Genomic DNA, 18720 nt, shown 5'->3' with positions numbered 1-18720 from the left:
CAGAATGACAATCCTTCGCATGAACCGCCGCCATTTTCTGGGGCTTTCGGGAGGTGCAGCCGTTACAGCCTTCCTGCCGCCAAGGGCCTTCGCCGACATACCGACGGGCAAGGCGCTGCATGGACTCTCGGCTTTCGGGGACCTGAAATACGGTCCCGATTTTTCGCATTTCGACTATGCCAGCCCCGAAGCGCCGAAGGGCGGCACGTTCAATCTCGCGCCGTCGATCTGGGTCTGGAACCAGAATACCGACACGTTCAACACGCTCAACACCTTCACGTTCAAGGGCGATGCGCCGCCGCGCATGGAGCTGACCTTCGATATGCTGATGGCTCCGGCGCTGGACGAGCCCGATTCCCTCTATGGCCTCATCGCGGAAAGCGCGACGCTTTCCAAAGACCGGCGCAGCTGCACGTTCAAGCTGCGCAAGGAAGCGCGTTTTCACGACGGCTCGCCGATCACGGCGAAGGACGTGGCGTTCACCTATACGACCATCAAACAGAAGGGACATCCGACCCTGCGCCAGTATCTGGCAGGCGTGGAAAAGGTGGAGGCAACCGGTAATCGCGAAGTGCGCATACGTTTCGGCGAGGGGCGCGGAGCCAATGCCCTTCTCGATGCCGTGCAGGTGCCCATCCTGTCGGAAAGCTGGTTCAAGGATCGCGATTTTGAAGCCACGACCATGGAGCCGGTTCTGGGCTCCGGCGCTTACAAGGTCGGCAATTTCGCCGCCGGGCAGTTCATCGAATATGAGCGCGTCGCAGACTATTGGGCGAAAGACCTGCCGGTGCAAAAAGGCTTGAACCATTTCGACCGTATCCGCATCGAATTTTTCCGCGACCGCCAGCCTCAATTCGAAGCCTTCAAGAAAGGCAGCATCGATTATCGCGAAGAGACGGTCTCCAAGAACTGGGCGACCGCTTATGATTTCCCGGCAATCCAGCAGGGAAAGGTCATCAAGCGCACCTTTCCGCCAGAAAAGCGCCCGCTGATGCAGTCCTGGGCGCTGAACCAGCGCCGCGAACGCTTTCGCGATCCGCGTGTGCGCGAGGCAATCGCGCTCTGCTTCGACTTCGAATGGACCAACGAGCATCTTTTCTACAACGTCTATGCCCGTTCGCAATCCTGCTTCAACGGATCGGATTTTCAGGCAAGCGGCCTGCCGACGCCCGACGAGCTGAAAGTGCTTGAACGCTATCGCGGCAAGCTGCCCGACGCCATTTTCGGCGAAGCCGTGCTGATGCCGGTATCGGACGGATCGGGACGCGACCGGAAACAGTTCGCAGAGGCCATCAAGCTGTTGGAGGCGGCAGGCTTCGAGCGCAAGAACGGCCAGTTCCACGACAAGGATGGATCGAAGTTCGTGCTCGAAATCCTGAGCAATTCGGAGGGTTTCTCCCGCGTATACAATCCTTATGTGCAGAAGCTGCGCGCCATCGGCATAGATGCAAGCCACCGGCTTGTCGATACCAGCCAGTACCAGGCACTGGTGCGGGATTTCCAGTTCGACATGGTGGGTCTGGGGCTACAGTTCAGCCCGACACCGACCCGGGAATCGCTTGCCGGCATATTTGGTTCCGAATCGGCCAGAATGCCGGGCAGCTACAACCTTCCCGGCACGGAAGATCCGTTGATCGATGCGCTGATTGCGGATATCGGCAAGGTTTCGACACGTGAAGAGCTCGTCGCCACGATGCGGGTGCTCGATCGGTACTTGCGTATCCGGCGCGACTGGATTCCAAATTGGACGTCAGCGAATCATCTCGCGGCCTATTGGGACCGGTTCGGTTTCAAGGAGCCGAAGCCCGATTACGGCTTCCCTGTCGAGACGCTGTGGTGGATTGATGAAGAAAAGGCGAGAGCTGTTGGCAAGCCATAAGACTGACCTGAACCTGCGGAGAAAGCCGGGCTGATGGGCGCATATATTCTCCGCCGCCTGCTTCTGATGATCCCGACGATTTTCGGCATCATGGCCATTTCCTTCGCTGTGGTTCAGTTCGCCCCCGGCGGTCCGGTCGAACGGGTGATCGCGCAGCTTTCCGGACAGGGCGGCGACGCTCTCGACCGACTTTCGGGCGGTGGCGGCGATTTCGGCCAGAGTGCTGTCGATAGCGGCTCGGTCAATTCCAAATATCGCGGCGCGCAGGGGCTGGACCCGCAATTCATCGCCGATCTTGAAAAGCAGTTCGGTTTCGACAAGCCGCCGCTGGAGCGCTTCGGCCAGATGCTGTGGAACTATCTGCGCTTCGATTTCGGGCGCAGCTATTTCCGCGATATCAGCGTGATTGATCTCATCAAGGAAAAGATGCCTGTTTCGATCTCGCTCGGCCTGTGGCTGACCTTTCTGTCCTACATGATCTCGATCCCGCTCGGCATTCGCAAGGCGATCAAGGACGGCTCGCGCTTCGATACCTGGACCAGCGCCGTCATCATCGTCGGTTATGCGATCCCGAGCTTTCTTTTCGCCATCCTGCTGATCGTGCTTTTTGCGGGCGGTTCCTTCTTCGACTGGTTTCCGCTGCGCGGCCTCACCTCGCCGGATTTCGCGCAGATGTCGTTCTGGGGCAAGATCGGCGACTATCTGTGGCACATGGTGCTGCCGGTGACCGCACTCGTGCTTTCCGCCTTCGCGACCACGACGCTTCTGACCAAGAACTCCTTTCTGGAAGAAATCCGCAAGCAGTACGTGACCACAGCACGCGCCAAGGGGCTGACCGAGAATCAGGTTCTCTATCGCCACGTTTTCCGCAACGCGATGCTGATCGTGATTGCCGGCTTTCCGGGCGCGTTCATCTCGGCGTTCTTCACCGGTTCGCTTCTGATCGAAACCATCTTCTCGCTCGACGGGCTTGGCCTGCTTGGCTACCAGTCGGTCATCAACCGCGACTATCCGGTGGTGTTCGCCAATCTCTTCATCTTCTCGCTGATCGGCCTTCTGGTCGGCCTCCTGTCCGACCTCACCTATACGTGGATCGATCCGCGCATCGACTTTGACCGGAGGGACGTGTGATGACCGACACCACCCTCGCCACCGCAAAGCCGGTAAAACGCCCGTTTCTGTCGCCGCTCAACAAGCGCCGCTGGCAGAATTTCAAGGCCAACAAGCGCGGTTACTGGTCGCTGTGGATATTCCTGTTCCTGCTTGTCGCAGCACTTTGCTCAGAGTTCATCGCCAATGACCGGCCCATCCTCGTTTCCTATAAGGGCGAGCTGCTGATGCCGGTTTTCGTCGATTATCCGGAAGAAAAATTCGGCGGCTTTTATGCGGTCACCGATTATCGCGACCCGGTGATACAGGACGAGATCAACAATAATGGCTGGGCCATCTGGCCGCCGATCCGCTATTCCTACAACACCGTGAACAACGAGATACCAGAGGCCGCGCCTTCAAGGCCATTCTGGCTCTATTCGGCGGAAGAGCGCTGCCAGCGCTACCCGCAAGGCGTGGAAGACCCGAATTGCCGCTTCGGCAATTTCAATCTGCTCGGCACCGACGATCAGGCGCGCGATGTCTTTGCGCGCGCACTCTACGGTTTCCGCATTTCGGTGCTGTTCGGCCTTATCCTCACCTTCTTCTCCGCCATCATCGGCGTGACGGCGGGTGCTGTTCAGGGCTATTTCGGCGGCTGGGTCGATCTTCTGTTCCAGCGCTTCATTGAAATCTGGTCTTCGATCCCGGTTCTCTATCTGTTGCTGATTATCGCTGCGATATTGCCGCCCGGCTTCTGGGTGCTTCTCGGCATCATGCTTCTGTTTTCATGGGTGGCCTTCGTCGGCGTCGTGCGCGCGGAATTTTTGCGGGCGCGAAACTTCGAATATGTGAATGCGGCGCGCGCGCTCGGCGTGAAGAACGGCACCATCATGTGGCGGCATCTCCTGCCCAACGCCATGGTTGCGACACTGACCTTCCTGCCTTTCATCCTCAACGGCTCGATCACCACGCTCACCTCGCTCGACTTCCTTGGCTTCGGTCTGCCGCCCGGATCGGCCTCGCTGGGCGAACTTCTTGCCCAGGGCAAAAACAATCTGCAAGCGCCGTGGCTCGGCATTACCGGCTTCGTGGTCATCTCGCTGATGCTGTCGCTTCTGATCTTCATCGGCGAGGCAACCCGCGACGCCTTCGATCCGCGAAAGGCATTTCAATGAGCAGCGGATCGATGAACAATATACTGCTGTCCGTCCGCGATTTGTCCGTCGCATTCCGCCAGAATGGCGAAGAGCGCGTTTCTGTCGACCGCGTGTCCTTCGACATCGCCGAAGGTGAAACGGTAGCACTCGTGGGCGAATCGGGTTCAGGCAAATCCGTTTCGGCCCTGTCCGTCCTGAAGCTGCTGCCCTATCCGTCAGCCAGCCATCCTTCCGGTGAAATCCTTTTCAACGGCAAGGACCTGATGAAAGCCTCGGAGCCCGAACTGCGCCGTGTGCGCGGCAACGACATCACGATGATCTTTCAGGAGCCGATGACCTCGCTCAATCCGCTGCACAGCGTGGAACGGCAGATCGGCGAAATCCTGAAAATGCATCAGGGTATGGGCGATCAAGCGGCGCGGAAGCGCACACTGGAGCTTCTCCATGAAGTCGGCATCCGCGAACCGGAAAAGCGCCTGTCCGCCTTCCCGCACCAGCTTTCCGGCGGGCAGCGCCAGCGCGTCATGATCGCCATGGCGCTTGCCAACAAGCCGAAGCTGCTGATTGCCGACGAGCCGACCACCGCGCTCGACGTCACCGTGCAGGCGCAGATATTGAAGCTGCTTGCCGAATTGAAAGCCGCGCAGGGCATGTCGATGCTCTTCATCACCCATGATCTCGGCATCGTGCGCAAGATCGCCGACAGGGTCTGCGTGATGAGCAAGGGCAAGATCGTCGAGACCGGACCGACCAGAGACATCTTCGACAATCCGCAGCATCCCTATACCAAGCACCTGCTTGCCGCCGAACCGAAGGGCGAGCCGCCCGCTGCCGATCCCGCCGCCAGGACGGTGATGGAAGGCAAGGACATTCGCGTCTGGTTCCCGATCAAGAAGGGTTTCATGCGCAAGACCGTCGACCATGTGAAGGCGGTGGACGGCATCGACGTGAACTTGCGCGCCGGCCAGACGCTCGGCGTCGTTGGCGAATCGGGTTCCGGCAAGACGACGCTTGGCCTGGCGCTTTCGCGCATGATCTCGTCGAAGGGCGAGATCAATTTCGATGGGCGCGACATCGCCAAGTTCAGCTTCAAGGACATGCGCCCGCTGCGCCGCGAAATGCAGATCGTGTTTCAGGACCCGTTCGGCTCGCTGTCACCGCGCATGACCATCGCCGACATCATCGCCGAAGGGCTTCTCGTGCACGAGCCGAAGCTTTCAGCCGACGACCGCGACGAGCGGGTGGTGGCGGCGCTCAAAGAGGTCAATCTCGATCCTGAAACCCGCTTCCGCTATCCGCATGAATTTTCCGGTGGCCAGCGCCAGCGCATCGCCATTGCGCGCGCCATGGTGCTGAACCCGAAATTCGTCATGCTGGACGAGCCGACCTCCGCACTCGACATGAGCGTGCAGGCGCAGGTGGTCGATCTGCTGCGCGCATTGCAGAAGAAGCACGATCTCGCCTATCTTTTCATAAGCCACGATCTGAAAGTGGTGCGGGCACTGGCAAATGATGTGCTGGTGATGCGTAACGGCAAGGCGGTGGAATATGGCGCGGCAAAGGACGTTTTTGCCAATCCGCAGACCGACTACACCAAGGCACTGATGGCAGCCGCTTTCCACATGGAGGCGACCGAAGGGGGAGTGAGACAATGAGCGAAACAAAGGGTAATATTCTTCTCGCGATCACCGACTGGGACCCGGAAATCTGGCTGAAGACGTTTCGGGATCATGCGCCGGATCGTCCGGTGGTGACGGACCGCGCCGAGAACGATCCTTCCATCACATATGCGCTTGTCTGGAAACAAAAGCCCGGTTCGCTTGCGAACCTGCCCAATTTGAAGGTCATCTTCTCACTGGGCGCAGGCGTCGATCACGTCTTCCGCGATGACCAAATTCCCGATGTACCGCTGGTGCGCATCATCTCCGACGACCTCACCATGCGCATGACAGAATATGTCGTCTGGCAGGTGCTGGATCACCACCGCCTCGGACAGCGCTATCGCAAGCAGCAGCAGAATCATGTCTGGCATGAGGATCGCCGCCAGCCAGCCGCCCATGAGGTGACGGTCGGAATCATGGGTCTTGGCGTGCTCGGTCGCGATGCGGCTGAAAAACTCACAACGCTTGGCTTCAATGTCACCGGCTGGAGCCGCCGTCCGCAGGAAATCGATGGCGTACAGACCTATCACGGCAAGGACGGCTTTGGGAAATTCCTCAAGACAGCCGATATCTTCGTCTGCCTGCTGCCGCTGACGCCCGACACAAAGGGCATTCTCTCCATGTCGATGTTCGCGCAACTGAAGAGCGACGGGCCGCTCGGTGCCCCGGTGCTGATTAATGCCGGACGCGGCGGATTGCAGAATGAGGCGGATATTCTGGCAGCACTTGATCGCGGCCTTCTTTCGGCAGCCTCGCTTGACGTGTTCACGCAGGAACCGTTGCCGACCAGCAGCCCGCTTTGGGATCATCCGCGCGTGACGATCACGCCTCATGCGGCGGCAAGCTCATCCGCTACCGCCCTGGTGCCGCAGATCATCCGGCAGATTGAAGCCTTCGAGCGCGACGGGACGCTGGAACACGTCGTGGACCGCAACACGCAATATTAGAGCCGCCTGTGTAGTCCTTTCCCTCATCCTGAGGAGCCTCCTGAGCTTGTCGAAGGAGGCGTCTCGAAGGGCTGAGGGAAAACGCACAGCGCCCGCCCTCGTCCTTCGACAGGCTCAGGATGAGGGGGAAGCGTGGTGACGGCGAACAAGAAGCTGAAAAAGCATCAATAGGCTCGACCCGAACTACGCTGGTTCAGGCAGCGATACCAATCGCCCCATCCTCGCCGACCGTCACCCGATGGCCGGCGAGTTGCCTTTGCGCTTCGCGGTCGAGCTCAACGGCTATCGGCACGTCATGGCCCATTTCACGGGCGACGATGAGGCCGAGAAGCAGAATGGCGTCTGGTTCGTGCAGGATGATGGCCGCGGGCGCGTGGCCGCTATGGACCAGTTCCAGAAGCACGGCGGCGGCTGACGACGAACCGATGGTTCCCGGCAGGCACAACACGCGCCCGGCGATGCTTTGCCCATGTTCCGGATGACGCACATCGGCAATGCGGCCGCTCTTCGGATCGACACCGCCCCAGAAACTGATCGGAGCGGAGAGAACCAGAGCTTGCGCCTCAGCGCCCTTGCCCGCAACGAGCACAGAACTCTTTCCCACACTCATGCTGCCTGCTTTCCGAAAACCGGCCTGCCCGCGACGGCACTTTCCACACACTCCTCCAGCGAGCCATAAAGCACGCCATAGCCGGTATTGCCGGGCGCATAATGGGCGAACTTGCCGGAATTGGTCATCAAAACGGCATCATCCTTAGCTGGCAAAATGGGCGTTACCACCACGCATGTATCGGCGACGATGACGACGCCTGCCTTTTCCAGCGCCTGCCTGCGCCCGTTCTTCTCCAGTTCGACCAGCGCATGACGACCCGTACAGGCATAAAGCGGTACTGCAAGCTTGCGTTCCGCTATGGCGCGCTCCAGGCGGTCGAATTCCGTTATCGAAAGATGCGGACTGCCGATGGCGACCGCATCGATATGGTCCACCCGCTCAACCGTCGAAAGCCGCTTGCGCGTCGCTTCGATCATTTCCGTTGTGACATGGATGACGCCGTCCGGTTGCTGGTGCTGCAAAGCTGTTTCAAGGTCGGGCGCTTCCGGCGTCACGCCCGCCACATGGAACAGACCGACAGCCCCCACCGATGCGGAGGCCGCACCGAATGCCTTGAGATCGTCTTCGTCGGGATGAACGGGACTACCCGCGACGACACCGATATTCGTTCCCACGCTGCGACCGAACAGATTGCCGAGAATGGGCCACGCCACCTCCGAAGACAGGAAGACAGGATCGAGCGCCGAAATATCGATCACCACCGTAGCGCGGCGGTTTTCGACGCGATGGAGGCCATAGTCAGGCGCGCGTCCTGCAATGGCGCAGGCAATATCGAGAAAATCGCCATAGCGATTGGTGCGCGCACCCAGAACCGAATTGCAGAAGACGACCGCGTTGGATTCGCCCCATGCGACATCGGTTCCCTGTGCCGGCCTGTGGCCTGCCTGATAAGGCGCGCAGGTCCATGTCGGCTCGCAGCCAAGCTTGATATAGGCGCGCATCATCCGCTTCGCCATTCCTGCTTCATGAGCCGGCAAAAGATTGCGCGAACAGCCGGTCAGGTCGATGGAACCGACATTGAGCGTCGAACGAATTTTGACCTTCGCACCGCCCTCGACGAGCTTCTCGGCAAAAAGCGTTCCGCTGTCGCCGTGGTAAAGCGCGCCGTCGATATGCGCCGATGCGACCGGGATAAGGCGCGGCGCGCCCATCAATCGCGCAGTGTCGGCCACGATGCGCATGGCCATCGCAGCGCCTTCCCCCTGATCGCCGGCGGCTATCGAGCGCTCTTCATCGGTTAATGTCAGTGCCATATTCAGCCCTTCTTGCGCGCCTTGTAGCGAATGGTCTCGAAGCGGACATTGAGCGCGTTATAGAGCAGCAGCCGACCGACCAGCGGCTCGCCGATGCCGGTGATGAGCTTGATGACTTCCATCGCCTGCAAGCTGCCGATCACACCCGGCAGGACGCCCAGCACTCCGGCTTCGGCACAGGTCGGCACGGTTCCCGGCGGCGGCGCTTCAGGAAAGAGATCGCGATAGGACGGGTTCGGTGTGCCGTCGGCGCTGGTTGTGTAGGGCATGAGCACCGTGACCGTGCCATCGAAACGGCCCATCGCGCCGGTCACCAGCGGGCGACCGACTTTGGCAGCGGCATCGGCCAAAATATAGCGCGTGGCGAAATTGTCGGAACCATCCACGACAATGTCATAATTGCCGATCAAGGCCTCGGCATTATCCGCATCGAGGCGGAGCTGGTGTTCCTCGACCTTCACATGCGGATTGATGCCGGCAATGGAGGCAAGCGCGCTTGCCACCTTCGGCTGGCCGACACTTTGCGTATCGTGAATGACCTGACGTTGCAGGTTCGACAACGAAACCGTGTCATCATCGACGATGCCGAGTGTGCCGACGCCGACAGCCGCCAGATATTGCAGGACAGGCGCGCCAAGGCCGCCTGCGCCGACGACCAGCACACGGGCGGCCTTCAGCTTCTGCTGGCCCGGCCCGCCGACTTCCGGCAGCACGATATGGCGCGCATAACGTTCAAGTTCTTCAGACGAAAAGGGCTTCGATGATGCGTTCATGATGGCCGAACATATGCCTCTCCAGACGCGCTGTCAGCGGCTATTTTGCCTCAGAGCCGCGTGAGCGTGCCAGCCGACACGTTGAAAAACTGCGCCTCCCCTTCTAGCGCTTCAAAAAGCGCCCGATCGGTGCCGGTCATGAAAGCCTGCCCGCCAAGTTCATCCAGAATGCCGAACAGCGCTGCACGACGTCCCGTATCGAGATGCGCGGCGATTTCATCGAGCAGGAGAATTGGAGCCATGCCGGAAAGCTCCGCCGTCAGCCGTGCATGGGCAAGCACCAGACCGATCAGCAATGCCTTCTGCTCGCCCGTGGAACAGAGCGCGGCGGGCATCGCCTTCGGGCGATGCTGGACGATCAGATCCGTGCGATGCGGACCTTCCAGCGTGCGACCCGCTGCCCGGTCGCGCGCGCGGCCATCACGCAGGGTGCGGCGGAAATCCTCCTCAAGATCAAGCGCCGCCTCGACATTGATTCTCTGCTCCAGCGCCCCTTCCAGAAAACAATCAGCTTTCGGAAATGGCCCTTCGGCGGGCAGCCGTTCGATCATCGCCGCAATCAGGCGCATGGCTTCGGCGCGGGCGGCTGCAATGGCCGTGCCCAGTTCAGCCATCTGGCTTTCAATCGCATCCAGCCATTGGCTGTCATTATTGCCATCATTCAGCAGACGGTTGCGGCTGCGCATCGCCTTTTCATAATCGAGCACCCGCTTGCCATGCGCGGTATCAATGGCGAGCACCATGCGGTCCAGAAAACGACGCCGGTCGGAAGCGCCTCCGGTAAATAGCCCATCCATCGACGGTACAACCCAGAGAATGCGCGCATAGTCGAGCATATCGTCGCCGGAAGCGGCAATACCATTGATGCGGACCTTGCGGCCACCCTCGCCGCCGCCTGCCGTGCCGGTGCCGATTTCAGCCTCGCCATAGATCATACAGTCGAGCGCGGCATGGATGGCAAAGCCGTCGAGCGAATTGGTGCGTGCAACATCGTCATAAGCAGCGCGGCGCAGGCCGCGCCCCGGCGACAGAAACGAAACCGCTTCGATCAGATTGGTCTTGCCGGAACCGTTTTCGCCGGTCAGCACCACATGACCGGGGCCAAGCGGCAGCGACAATTCCGCATAATTGCGGAAATTGACAAGCTTAAGCCGCCGGATCGAGACACGATCCGGACGGCTTTGATCAGGCTCAGGCGTATTCACTTGTCCGTTCTTTAAACACGCATCGGCATGAGGACGTAAAGGACGTCATCGTCGCCCGTATCGCGCACCAGTGTCGGAGAACCGGCATCGGCCAGCATGAAGACCGCATCGGAACCCGAAAGCTGGCTGGTAATGTCGAGCAGATATTTCGAGTTGAAACCGATATCGAGCGGATCGGCGTCGTAGTCCGCCGCCAGTTCATCCGTGGCGCTGCCCGAATCGGGATTGTTGACGGTCAGCGTCAGCTGGCCATCGGCTATCGAAAGCTTGACCGCACGGCCACGCTCGCTCGAAATGGTCGAGACGCGATCCACCGAGGCCGCAAATTCCTGACGCCCGATGGTGAGTTTCTTGTCGTTGCCGGACGGAATGACGCGCTGGTAATCGGGGAAGGTGCCGTCAATCAGCTTCGAGGTGAGAACCACCGACCCGACAGTAAAGCGGATCTTGGCGTCGGACAGTTCCACGGTGACAACCACATCCGGCACATCGACCAGTTTCTGCAGTTCGGCGACCGTCTTGCGCGGGATGATGATGCCCGGCATGCCTTCCGTGCCGGACGGTGCTTCCAGCTCGGCGCGCGCCAGTCGGTGACCGTCCGTCGCGACAGCGCGGAGCTTCAAGGCACCGTCGCTTTCGATAGCGTGGAAGAAGATGCCGTTGAGGTAATAACGGGTTTCCTCCGTCGAAATCGCAAACTGCGTACGGTCGATGAGCCGCTTCAGCGCCTGCGCCTCGATGCGGAAGGAGTGGGTGAATGCGCCGGCGGTCAGTTCCGGGAAATCGGATTGCGGCAGGCATTGCAGACGGAAGGACGACTTGCCGGAAATGACCGACATGGAACCGCCGTCAGGGTTGGTCGACAGCATGACTTCCGCGCCATCCGGCAGCTTGCGGACGATGTCATAGAGGAGATGCGCCGGAACCGTGGTGGCGCCAGCCTGTTCCACCATCGCGGCCGTCGCTTCGTTAACCTCAAGATCAAGGTCAGTCGCCTTGAGTGCGAGGCTTGCGCCCTCGGCCTGCAAAAGCACGTTCGACAGAATCGGTATCGTGTTGCGGCGCTCCACGACGCGGTGGACGTGGTTGAGAGACTTGAGAAGGTTCGATCGCTCTAGGGTAACACGCATGTTCAAACGCACTCGCTCGCTGGGACAGGGCAACTGCATCTGACGGGCAGGCAGGCGGCCCCTGTCGATAAGGCGCCCAAGGCGCCAGAAGGTCCGTTAAAGTGGCAGATTTTTAAGGAGAAAAGCAAGCCCGCGCCGTGTCGGAAAGCGACAGGGCCCGGGCTTTTTGTTGATAACCGCCATTGATAGCGGAGAAGTTTACCGATCAGGCGGCCTGATCGTTGATCAGGCGCTTCAGAAGCTCAAGCTCCTGGGCAAGCTTGGTGTCAGCGCCGACCAGATCCTCGATCTTGCGCACGGCATGAAGAACCGTGGTATGATCGCGACCACCAAAGCGGCGACCGATTTCCGGCAGGGAGCGCGGCGTCATCATCTTGGCGAGATACATTGCCACCTGACGCGGCTTGACGATGGTGCGCGTGCGGCGGTTCGACAGCAGGTCCTGCTTCGAGACATTATAATGACGCGCCACGATGCGCTGGATTTCCTCGATACGGATGCGCTTCGGTTCGCCAACGCGGGTCAGATGGCCGAGCAGCTCATCGACGCGGTCGATGGAAATGTTCGGTTCGAAAGACTGGCGGAACAGAAGCTGGTTGAACGCGCCTTCCAGCTCGCGGCCCGATCCGGTGACGGTGCGGGCAACGTGGGAAAGAATCTCTTCGCCAATGGTGAGGCTTGGATCTTCCGCCTGTGCGGCAGCCAGACGGCGGCGCAGCATCTCGACGCGCATGTCATAGTCTGGAGCAGCGACCTCAAGCGCAACGCCCCCCTGAAGACGCGAACGGACACGCACGTCGAGCGATTCCAGTTCGGAAGGCGCGCGGTCGGCGGCAACCACAACCTGCTTTGCGCTGTCGAGCAGCGTGTTCAGGAGATGGCAGAACTCGTGCTGAATGGACTTGCCCTGCAGGAACTGCATGTCGTCGATCACGAGAAGGTCGATATCGCGCAGCTGTTCCTTGAAGGACAGCGCATTGTTGTCGCGGATCGCGGTGGCAAAGCGCCACATGAAATATTCAGCCGTCAGATAGACGACGCGGGCCTTCTCCTGGCGCTGGAGCGCGGCAGCGGCGATTGCCTGCAGAAGGTGGGTCTTGCCGAGACCGACGGAAGCATGAATGAAAAGCGGATTGAAACGAACGGCGCTGGAACCTGCTTCCGCAATGGTGCGGGCGGCGGCAAGCGCCACCCGATTCGATGCGCCGTCGACGAAGCTGTCGAAGGTATAGCGCGGATCGAGCGGCGAACCGAGAATCGAGCCGGAAGCGGCGACCGATTCTGCGACCACCGCGGAACCGCGCTTTTCTCCCACCGGCTGGCCGCCAAAGGACTGACCGAGCGGAAACACCATCTTTTCGCGCGGGGCGACGGCCGGCTTGTTCTCTGCAGCTTCGCAAGCTTCAGCGGGAGCAGCGCTGCGCACCACGCGGCTTACGCCCCGAACCACGACTTCAACCTTCAGAATCTGCGGGTTTTCTTCCTGCCAAAGCTCGGTCAGCAGTTCGGAATAATGATTGTTAATCCAGGAGCGCAGAAACGCCGTCGGAACCGACAGGCGGACAATGCTCTTGGAGATGTCGTCGAGCTTCAGACGACCAAACCAGCTGGAATAAATCTCGGTACCGACGCGGGCTTTCAGCTTTGCCGTCAGGCGCTCGAAAACCTCGTCACCTGCATTGCCGCTCAACTCGACCAGGCTCTTGTCATTTCCGGTAGCAGAAGATCCGTGGATACGGTTCGCATGTGCATCATCACCCATCGTTGCCGTCGATTTGCCGGTCATCATTGCCATCGTCTCGCCTGCCTTCACATTCGTACGCGCCGTTTTCTGACGCTTGTCATTTTTTTCCTGTCCGAACCGCAGATCGATCATCCGTCTGGCCGGCAGGTACTCACTCACAAAGCCCGGCTCCAAAGCTCTGGGCCAAACACAAACTCAAACGGTCCCATCAGGACCAACACCCGGATACTCCTTCCCGGCGACCTTTTTACGACTCACAACACTTTTATCGGAGGCTGATTGCCCGGAAAGAAATCCGTCACAACCATTCAATTGTCGGGGCCACGCCTAAAACGGCATTCCGGTTAATGAATGGTAAGCAAACAACCATGAGGAACAGAACCTTACGACCAGAATATAACACCCGCGGGTTATGACACCCACGCCGACAACACTCGTTATTTGATGCTAACTCCGGGCCGGTGGCCCACCCCTCTTATGCCCTGACTTTAGCGAAGCCCTGCCGCAAAGGGCAAGCCTCAGAAAGCCACATTTTTTTGCTGAAAGCTCTTGCAGGGCCTCCCCGCAACAGGGGGGAATCGGACGCCAGCGAAATAACACCTTTGGATTCAATGCGTTTTCAAAAGACAATTTTTAGGTGGTCCTGATATGTTCCGTCCGAAAAATAAATTTAAAAAAAATTCTTGACTCACCACCCCTTCCGAGTCCCTAAACCAGCCTGTGGATAACAGTGGATAAGATTCTGCAACCATTTGAAAATACTAATAAAATCGTCACTCACAAGATTGGCTTCCCTCGGAAGGTTTCCAGCTAGTCATTGAAATGTCTCTTCAATTCCAGGTGGAGAGGGTGAAAGCCGATTGTCCAAAAAACGCTAAAAAAAGAAAACCCGGCTAACAATGAGCCGGGTTTTGAAACTGTTCCATAAGAATGGACTAATATTAGGCGTTCAGCGCCTTGACGCGCTGGGCAAGGCGCGAGACCTTACGCGAGGCGGTATTCTTGTGCATCACGCCCTTGGAAGCTGCGCGCATCAGTTCAGGCTCAGCGGCCTTGAAGGCGAGTTCTGCAGCCTGCTTGTCGCCGCTTGTCAGGGCGTCTTCCAGCTTGCGCACGAAGGTACGAACGCGCGAACGGCGGGACTTGTTGATTTCGGTGCGGGCAGCGATCTTGCGCACTGCCTTCTTGGCCGAAGGAGTATTGGCCATAAATGCCTCTCTTTTTTCTGTCAGCTAGCCAGGGGCAAAAACCGCCGGGCACAAAACCTCTAGGGCAGCCGAGAAAAATCCTTTGGGCCGCCGATCCGTGGGCGGGCTTATAGATCAGCTTTGGCGCGGCGTCAACGTGGATTCTGCCCCAAAGCTTGATCAAAAAGCCGCAAACCCGGCCTGAGAGCCCCTCAAAAGCGACTTGAGGGCTCCCGTAAACCTCCTCCCGGGTGACCCTGGGAGGCCTGCCGGTCAGTCAGCGATTCTTGAATGACGGCGTACGCTTGTCGATGAAGGCCGCCATGCCTTCCTTCTGGTCTTCCGTCGCAAACAGGGAATGGAACTGGCGCCGCTCGAAGCGGAGCCCTTCGCTCAGCGTCATTTCATAGGTGCGGTTGACCGCTTCCTTTGTCATCAGAACCGACGGTTGCGAGAAGGAGGCGATGCGTTCGGCCGCCTTCAGCGCTTCTTCCAGAAGCTCCTCCGGCGCGACCACCCGCGAGACCAGGCCACTGCGCTCGGCCTCCGCCGCATCCATCATGCGTCCCGTCAGGCACATATCCATCGCCTTGGACTTGCCGACATAGCGGGTGAGACGCTGCGAGCCGCCCATGCCTGGCATGACGCCGAGCGTGATTTCCGGCTGGCCGAATTTTGCATTGCTGCCGGCAATGATGAAATCGCACATCATGGCCAGTTCGCAGCCGCCGCCGAGCGCATAGCCCGAAACCGCCGCGATGATCGGCTTGCGGACACGATCCACTTTCTGCCAGTCGGCGAACATGTCCTGAAGATAGGCGTCCACGAAATCGATGGGCTGCATTTCCTTGATGTCGGCACCGGCGGCGAACGCCTTTTCGGAACCGGTCAGGACGATGGCGCCGATCTTGCCGTCCGTATCGAAAGCCCCGAGAGCTTCTGTCAGTTCGTCGAGCACCTTGCGGTTCAGGGCATTGAGCGCCTGCGGGCGATTGAGGCGGATGAGGCCGACGCTGCCGCGCGTCTCAACGATGATCGTTTCATAGGCCATGAATTTGAACTCCTCCTTCGGACAGATCAAGCATTTCCTGTTTTTTCTGAATCACGGAAAATGCCCTATCTTTTTGGTTTGAACCGCGCATCTTGCCCGAAAATCGTTTCACACTTTTCGGGATCCGCTTTCACTGATTGGCGGGCAAAGTGGACCGGCACAGCTTCTTTTTCAAGGCCTCATTGCTGGCAGGAAGCACAGAAAAAAGTCGAACGTCCCGACTGTACGGCTCGTTCCACAAAGCCCTTGCAGGCGGGATTTCTGCACGGCTCTCCTTCACGGCCATAGACGGAAAAGGAGTGCTGGAAATAGCCGAGCGCGCCATCTGCCTGTATATAATCCTTGAGCGTCGAGCCGCCTGCGGCAATGGCTTCCGCGATCACTGTGCGAATGTCGGAAGCAAGCCGCTCCATGGTTGCGGGGTCCTGTGCAACGGAACCGGCGGCACGCAGAGGCGAAAGGTGACTGCGCCAGAGCGCCTCGCAGACATATATATTGCCGAGACCGGCGATGAGGCGCTGATCGAGCAGCGCCGCCTTGAGCGGCGCTTTACGTCCCTTGAAAAGTTCTGCCAGAACCGCGCCCGAAAGCAGATTGCCTGTCGGCTCGATGCCAAGACCTGCGAGCAACGGATGGCTGTCGAGCGCGCCCTCCTCTGCAAAGAGCATGAAGCCGAAACGTCGCGGATCGTTGTAGATGATGCGGGCCGGAGCGCCATCGGCGCGCCGGAGATGAAACACGACATGATCGTGCGCACTCAGCTTGGAACGCTCGTGATGAAATTCGCCGGGCGTGCCACCACCATCATCGGTCTCAATGCGAAATGAACCCGACATGCCCAGATGACTGATGACGGAAAGCCCGTCGTCGAGATGGATCGTGAGATATTTCGCACGTCGCCCGAGCGCTGCGATACGCCGGCCGGAAAGACGTTCAACAAAACGGTCGGGAAAGGGAAAACGCAGGTCCGGGCGCCGCTGTTCGACTTGGGCGACGGTCGCGCCCTCCATGAAAGGCTGCAGACCACGGCGAACCGTTTCGACCTCTGGTAATTCGGGCATTGAAAACTGTTCCTGAACGAGAGCCTTGAATAGGCTTTACCCTTATATGTTCAGTTTTGTCAGCAATGCCAAGATGTTCAGCAATTGGTGCAGGGGATCGTATTGGTATAGCGGGGCGCCAGATAGTAGGTTTCGCTCATCGGAATGCTCGTGGAAATCCATGAATTGAGCGGCTTGTAGTCAAGTTCGACATCGACCTTGATAAAATAAGATCCTTCGCCCACGAGGCTCGACGGGATAGCGCCGGTGCCGCCCTTCTTGACGGCAAAATCCGCGATATTGGCGTAGGACCAGTCGACCTTCGGCGTAAGATTGTTGGCGCTTGCCGTTCCGTCGATCCTGATTGCCGTAATCCTTATCTTCGGGCTGCTCCGGCCATAGGGCAGGAGTGACGCGCGACCGATATTGAACATGTCATCCAGGTCATCCTTCGTGACCGACAATTGGCGGGCAACCAGATCGGCAAGGACGCTCGCCGAGCGCGAGACTTTCTTGTTGGTGTCGACACCGTCGGCAAGATCGACGGAACCCAGATAAATCAGAAGCAGGAGAGGGGCGATCAAGGCGAATTCGACCGCACCGAGGCCGCGCCGGTCGTGCAGGAATTTTCGAAGAGAATTACGCATGACAATCAATCGCTCCAGAGCGCGTCCCGAGGGACGGGCGTGGGTTGTGTCAGTTCGGAAAGGGTTCGTTCTGCCAGGTAAGCGTTGCGAAAAGCGGCATCGTGCCGCCTGCCGCATGGGGACTTTTGGCCAGATAAAGGATGTTCGTCAGCACGGGCCAGGCATACACAACATTAAGCTGGTTGATCGTCGAGGTTCCGCTCGTACCGGTAACGCCTGTCTGTATGAGCCTGCCTTCGTCATCGAGAATCTTGTCCGTCGGAACATTGGCGAACCCCTCATAGGTTCCAAGATTGAACGAAAGATTGGGACAGCCCGAAGCGACCATGAATTGCATCTGCTGGCAGAGTTCGGTGCGCAAGGCTTCCTCGCTGATCGCCCCCCCTCTGATCCGGCCCGTCTGCAACTTGCGCGCCACGGTCTCCGTCGCGTTGGATATGACCTGGCGTGCCGCAAAGCTCACGCCGACCTCAATCGTCGCAAAGATGATGACGAGAAATGGAACGATGAGCAGCGCGAACTCAACCGCCGCCACGCCGTTTTGCGCGCGGGCGAAACGGCGCAAATTCGCACTCACCCGCGCAAGGCGTCGCGCAAAAATCCCCAATGTCATAACCCCACCCAATTCTGCCTGAATTCGATCATGAATCCGATGGGCGTATCGTTACAACAGGACAACCTGAAAGAGTATTAACGGAAATGGCTGCTTGCGGCTGAATATTGTTATTTGTCGTCGAAACCGTTCTTTGTCGAAGCTTTTTCGCAATAGGGGGTGCAGGAAAGCGTTTGTACTTCGGCCTGGCGGTAAATCCGCGTCGTTCCACGTGCATTGCGGGAAACCACGAGTTCCCGGTCGAGGATCGGTTCACCCTGCTTGTCCATGACCACGATATTGGTCACACCGAAATCCTTGCCAGTCAGGACAATGGTTTGTGCATCCTGAACGACTGCATCGGCAATCGACGGATTGCCGATCACGACGCTGTCGGCGGGACGCGCCAGCCGCAAAATGCGCGCCTGGCTGGTTTCAAGGGCAATATAGTCTTCCGCAGAGGCCGGTGCGACCGCACACACAGCCATGAATGCAGCGCCCATGGCGGGCACCACGCCGAAGCCACCCAAAGAAAACAAACGACGCGCCACGCGACATTCCCCCGCTGATATAATGGGCCAAGCTAATGAAGCCCCATCAATATGATGAGCAAAGAATGAACGGGATTGGTGAAGGAAGAATTAAGTCACCACCCATCGGTGCAGACCGCGCCCGCAATTCGCCAAAGATTAACCAATCGCGCGATTGCCGACGCCTCGCAAGCGCCACAGCATTTCATTAACCATACC

General features: G+C 58.9%; 17 protein-coding genes. 5 read left to right on the top strand and 12 right to left on the bottom strand.

Annotated elements, in window-relative coordinates:
• Nucleotides 1-4 precede the first annotated feature (4 nt).
• Genes J9800_RS19510 through J9800_RS19490 form a run of 5 tightly spaced genes read left to right on the top strand, consistent with a single transcriptional unit; the run spans nucleotide 5 to nucleotide 6736 of the window.
• Nucleotides 5-1879, top strand: a complete 1875-nt coding sequence (locus J9800_RS19510) for an extracellular solute-binding protein (RefSeq protein ID WP_114214389.1) — start codon at nucleotides 5-7, stop codon at nucleotides 1877-1879.
• Nucleotides 1880-1912: 33 nt separating this feature from the next.
• A complete protein-coding gene (locus tag J9800_RS19505; protein WP_021587664.1) occupies nucleotides 1913-3010 on the top strand; it encodes a microcin C ABC transporter permease YejB in 1098 nt (365 codons plus the stop codon).
• A complete protein-coding gene (locus tag J9800_RS19500) occupies nucleotides 3010-4146 on the top strand; it encodes an ABC transporter permease (protein WP_112588544.1) in 1137 nt (378 codons plus the stop codon). Before J9800_RS19505 ends, J9800_RS19500 begins: the two co-directional genes overlap by 1 nt.
• 11 nt (nucleotides 4147-4157) lie before the next feature.
• The gene (locus tag J9800_RS19495) at nucleotides 4158-5783 is read left to right on the top strand and encodes an ABC transporter ATP-binding protein (protein WP_114214645.1); all 1626 of its coding nucleotides are present in this window, start codon (nucleotides 4158-4160) and stop codon (nucleotides 5781-5783) included.
• Nucleotides 5780-6736: a 2-hydroxyacid dehydrogenase gene (locus J9800_RS19490; protein ID WP_114214390.1), complete on the top strand. Its 957-nt coding sequence runs from the start codon at nucleotides 5780-5782 to the stop codon at nucleotides 6734-6736. The genes J9800_RS19495 and J9800_RS19490 overlap by 4 nt, the downstream gene beginning before the upstream one ends.
• A gap of 193 nt (nucleotides 6737-6929) precedes the next feature.
• Here J9800_RS19490 and J9800_RS19485 read toward each other — a convergent pair whose 3' ends face one another.
• From J9800_RS19485 to J9800_RS19430, 12 genes are all read right to left on the bottom strand, one after another.
• Complete coding sequence (locus J9800_RS19485; protein ID WP_114214391.1) at nucleotides 6930-7346, bottom strand: aconitase X swivel domain-containing protein; 417 nt, start codon at nucleotides 7344-7346, stop codon at nucleotides 6930-6932.
• Nucleotides 7343-8602 carry an aconitase X gene (locus J9800_RS19480; RefSeq protein WP_114214392.1) on the bottom strand — a complete coding sequence of 420 codons (1260 nt, stop codon included), beginning with the start codon at nucleotides 8600-8602 and terminating at the stop codon, nucleotides 7343-7345. Before J9800_RS19480 ends, J9800_RS19485 begins: the two co-directional genes overlap by 4 nt.
• 2 nt (nucleotides 8603-8604) lie before the next feature.
• Nucleotides 8605-9375, bottom strand: a complete 771-nt coding sequence (locus tag J9800_RS19475) for a molybdopterin-synthase adenylyltransferase MoeB (protein WP_114214393.1) — start codon at nucleotides 9373-9375, stop codon at nucleotides 8605-8607.
• A gap of 50 nt (nucleotides 9376-9425) precedes the next feature.
• On the bottom strand, nucleotides 9426-10580 hold the full coding sequence (gene recF, locus J9800_RS19470) for a DNA replication/repair protein RecF (RefSeq protein ID WP_114214394.1): 1155 nt from the start codon (nucleotides 10578-10580) through the stop codon (nucleotides 9426-9428).
• Between the two features lie 11 nt (nucleotides 10581-10591).
• The gene (dnaN, locus tag J9800_RS19465; protein ID WP_112588530.1) at nucleotides 10592-11710 is read right to left on the bottom strand and encodes a DNA polymerase III subunit beta; all 1119 of its coding nucleotides are present in this window, start codon (nucleotides 11708-11710) and stop codon (nucleotides 10592-10594) included.
• A 205-nt stretch (nucleotides 11711-11915) separates the two neighbouring features.
• On the bottom strand, nucleotides 11916-13499 hold the full coding sequence (gene dnaA, locus J9800_RS19460) for a chromosomal replication initiator protein DnaA (RefSeq protein ID WP_112588636.1): 1584 nt from the start codon (nucleotides 13497-13499) through the stop codon (nucleotides 11916-11918).
• Nucleotides 13500-14395: 896 nt separating this feature from the next.
• The gene (rpsT, locus tag J9800_RS19455) at nucleotides 14396-14662 is read right to left on the bottom strand and encodes a 30S ribosomal protein S20 (protein ID WP_112588528.1); all 267 of its coding nucleotides are present in this window, start codon (nucleotides 14660-14662) and stop codon (nucleotides 14396-14398) included.
• A 256-nt stretch (nucleotides 14663-14918) separates the two neighbouring features.
• On the bottom strand, nucleotides 14919-15692 hold the full coding sequence (locus J9800_RS19450; RefSeq protein ID WP_114214646.1) for an enoyl-CoA hydratase: 774 nt from the start codon (nucleotides 15690-15692) through the stop codon (nucleotides 14919-14921).
• A 179-nt stretch (nucleotides 15693-15871) separates the two neighbouring features.
• A complete protein-coding gene (gene mutM / locus J9800_RS19445; protein ID WP_210845912.1) occupies nucleotides 15872-16753 on the bottom strand; it encodes a bifunctional DNA-formamidopyrimidine glycosylase/DNA-(apurinic or apyrimidinic site) lyase in 882 nt (293 codons plus the stop codon).
• Nucleotides 16754-16830: 77 nt separating this feature from the next.
• Nucleotides 16831-17379 (bottom strand): TadE/TadG family type IV pilus assembly protein, encoded by a 549-nt coding sequence (locus J9800_RS19440; RefSeq protein WP_112588524.1) that lies wholly within the window; start codon nucleotides 17377-17379, stop codon nucleotides 16831-16833.
• A 49-nt stretch (nucleotides 17380-17428) separates the two neighbouring features.
• Nucleotides 17429-17992, bottom strand: coding sequence for a TadE/TadG family type IV pilus assembly protein (locus J9800_RS19435; protein ID WP_114214395.1), 564 nt, complete (start codon nucleotides 17990-17992; stop codon nucleotides 17429-17431).
• Between the two features lie 110 nt (nucleotides 17993-18102).
• Nucleotides 18103-18522: a pilus assembly protein N-terminal domain-containing protein gene (locus J9800_RS19430; RefSeq protein ID WP_114214396.1), complete on the bottom strand. Its 420-nt coding sequence runs from the start codon at nucleotides 18520-18522 to the stop codon at nucleotides 18103-18105.
• Nucleotides 18523-18720: the final 198 nt, after the last annotated feature.

Origin of the sequence: Ochrobactrum sp. AP1BH01-1 (assembly GCF_018066705.1) — a bacterium.
Lineage (GTDB): Bacteria > Pseudomonadota > Alphaproteobacteria > Rhizobiales > Rhizobiaceae > Brucella.
The sequence above is the reverse complement of the archived record's forward strand: the minus strand, read 5'-3'. Positions and strand labels throughout refer to the sequence as shown.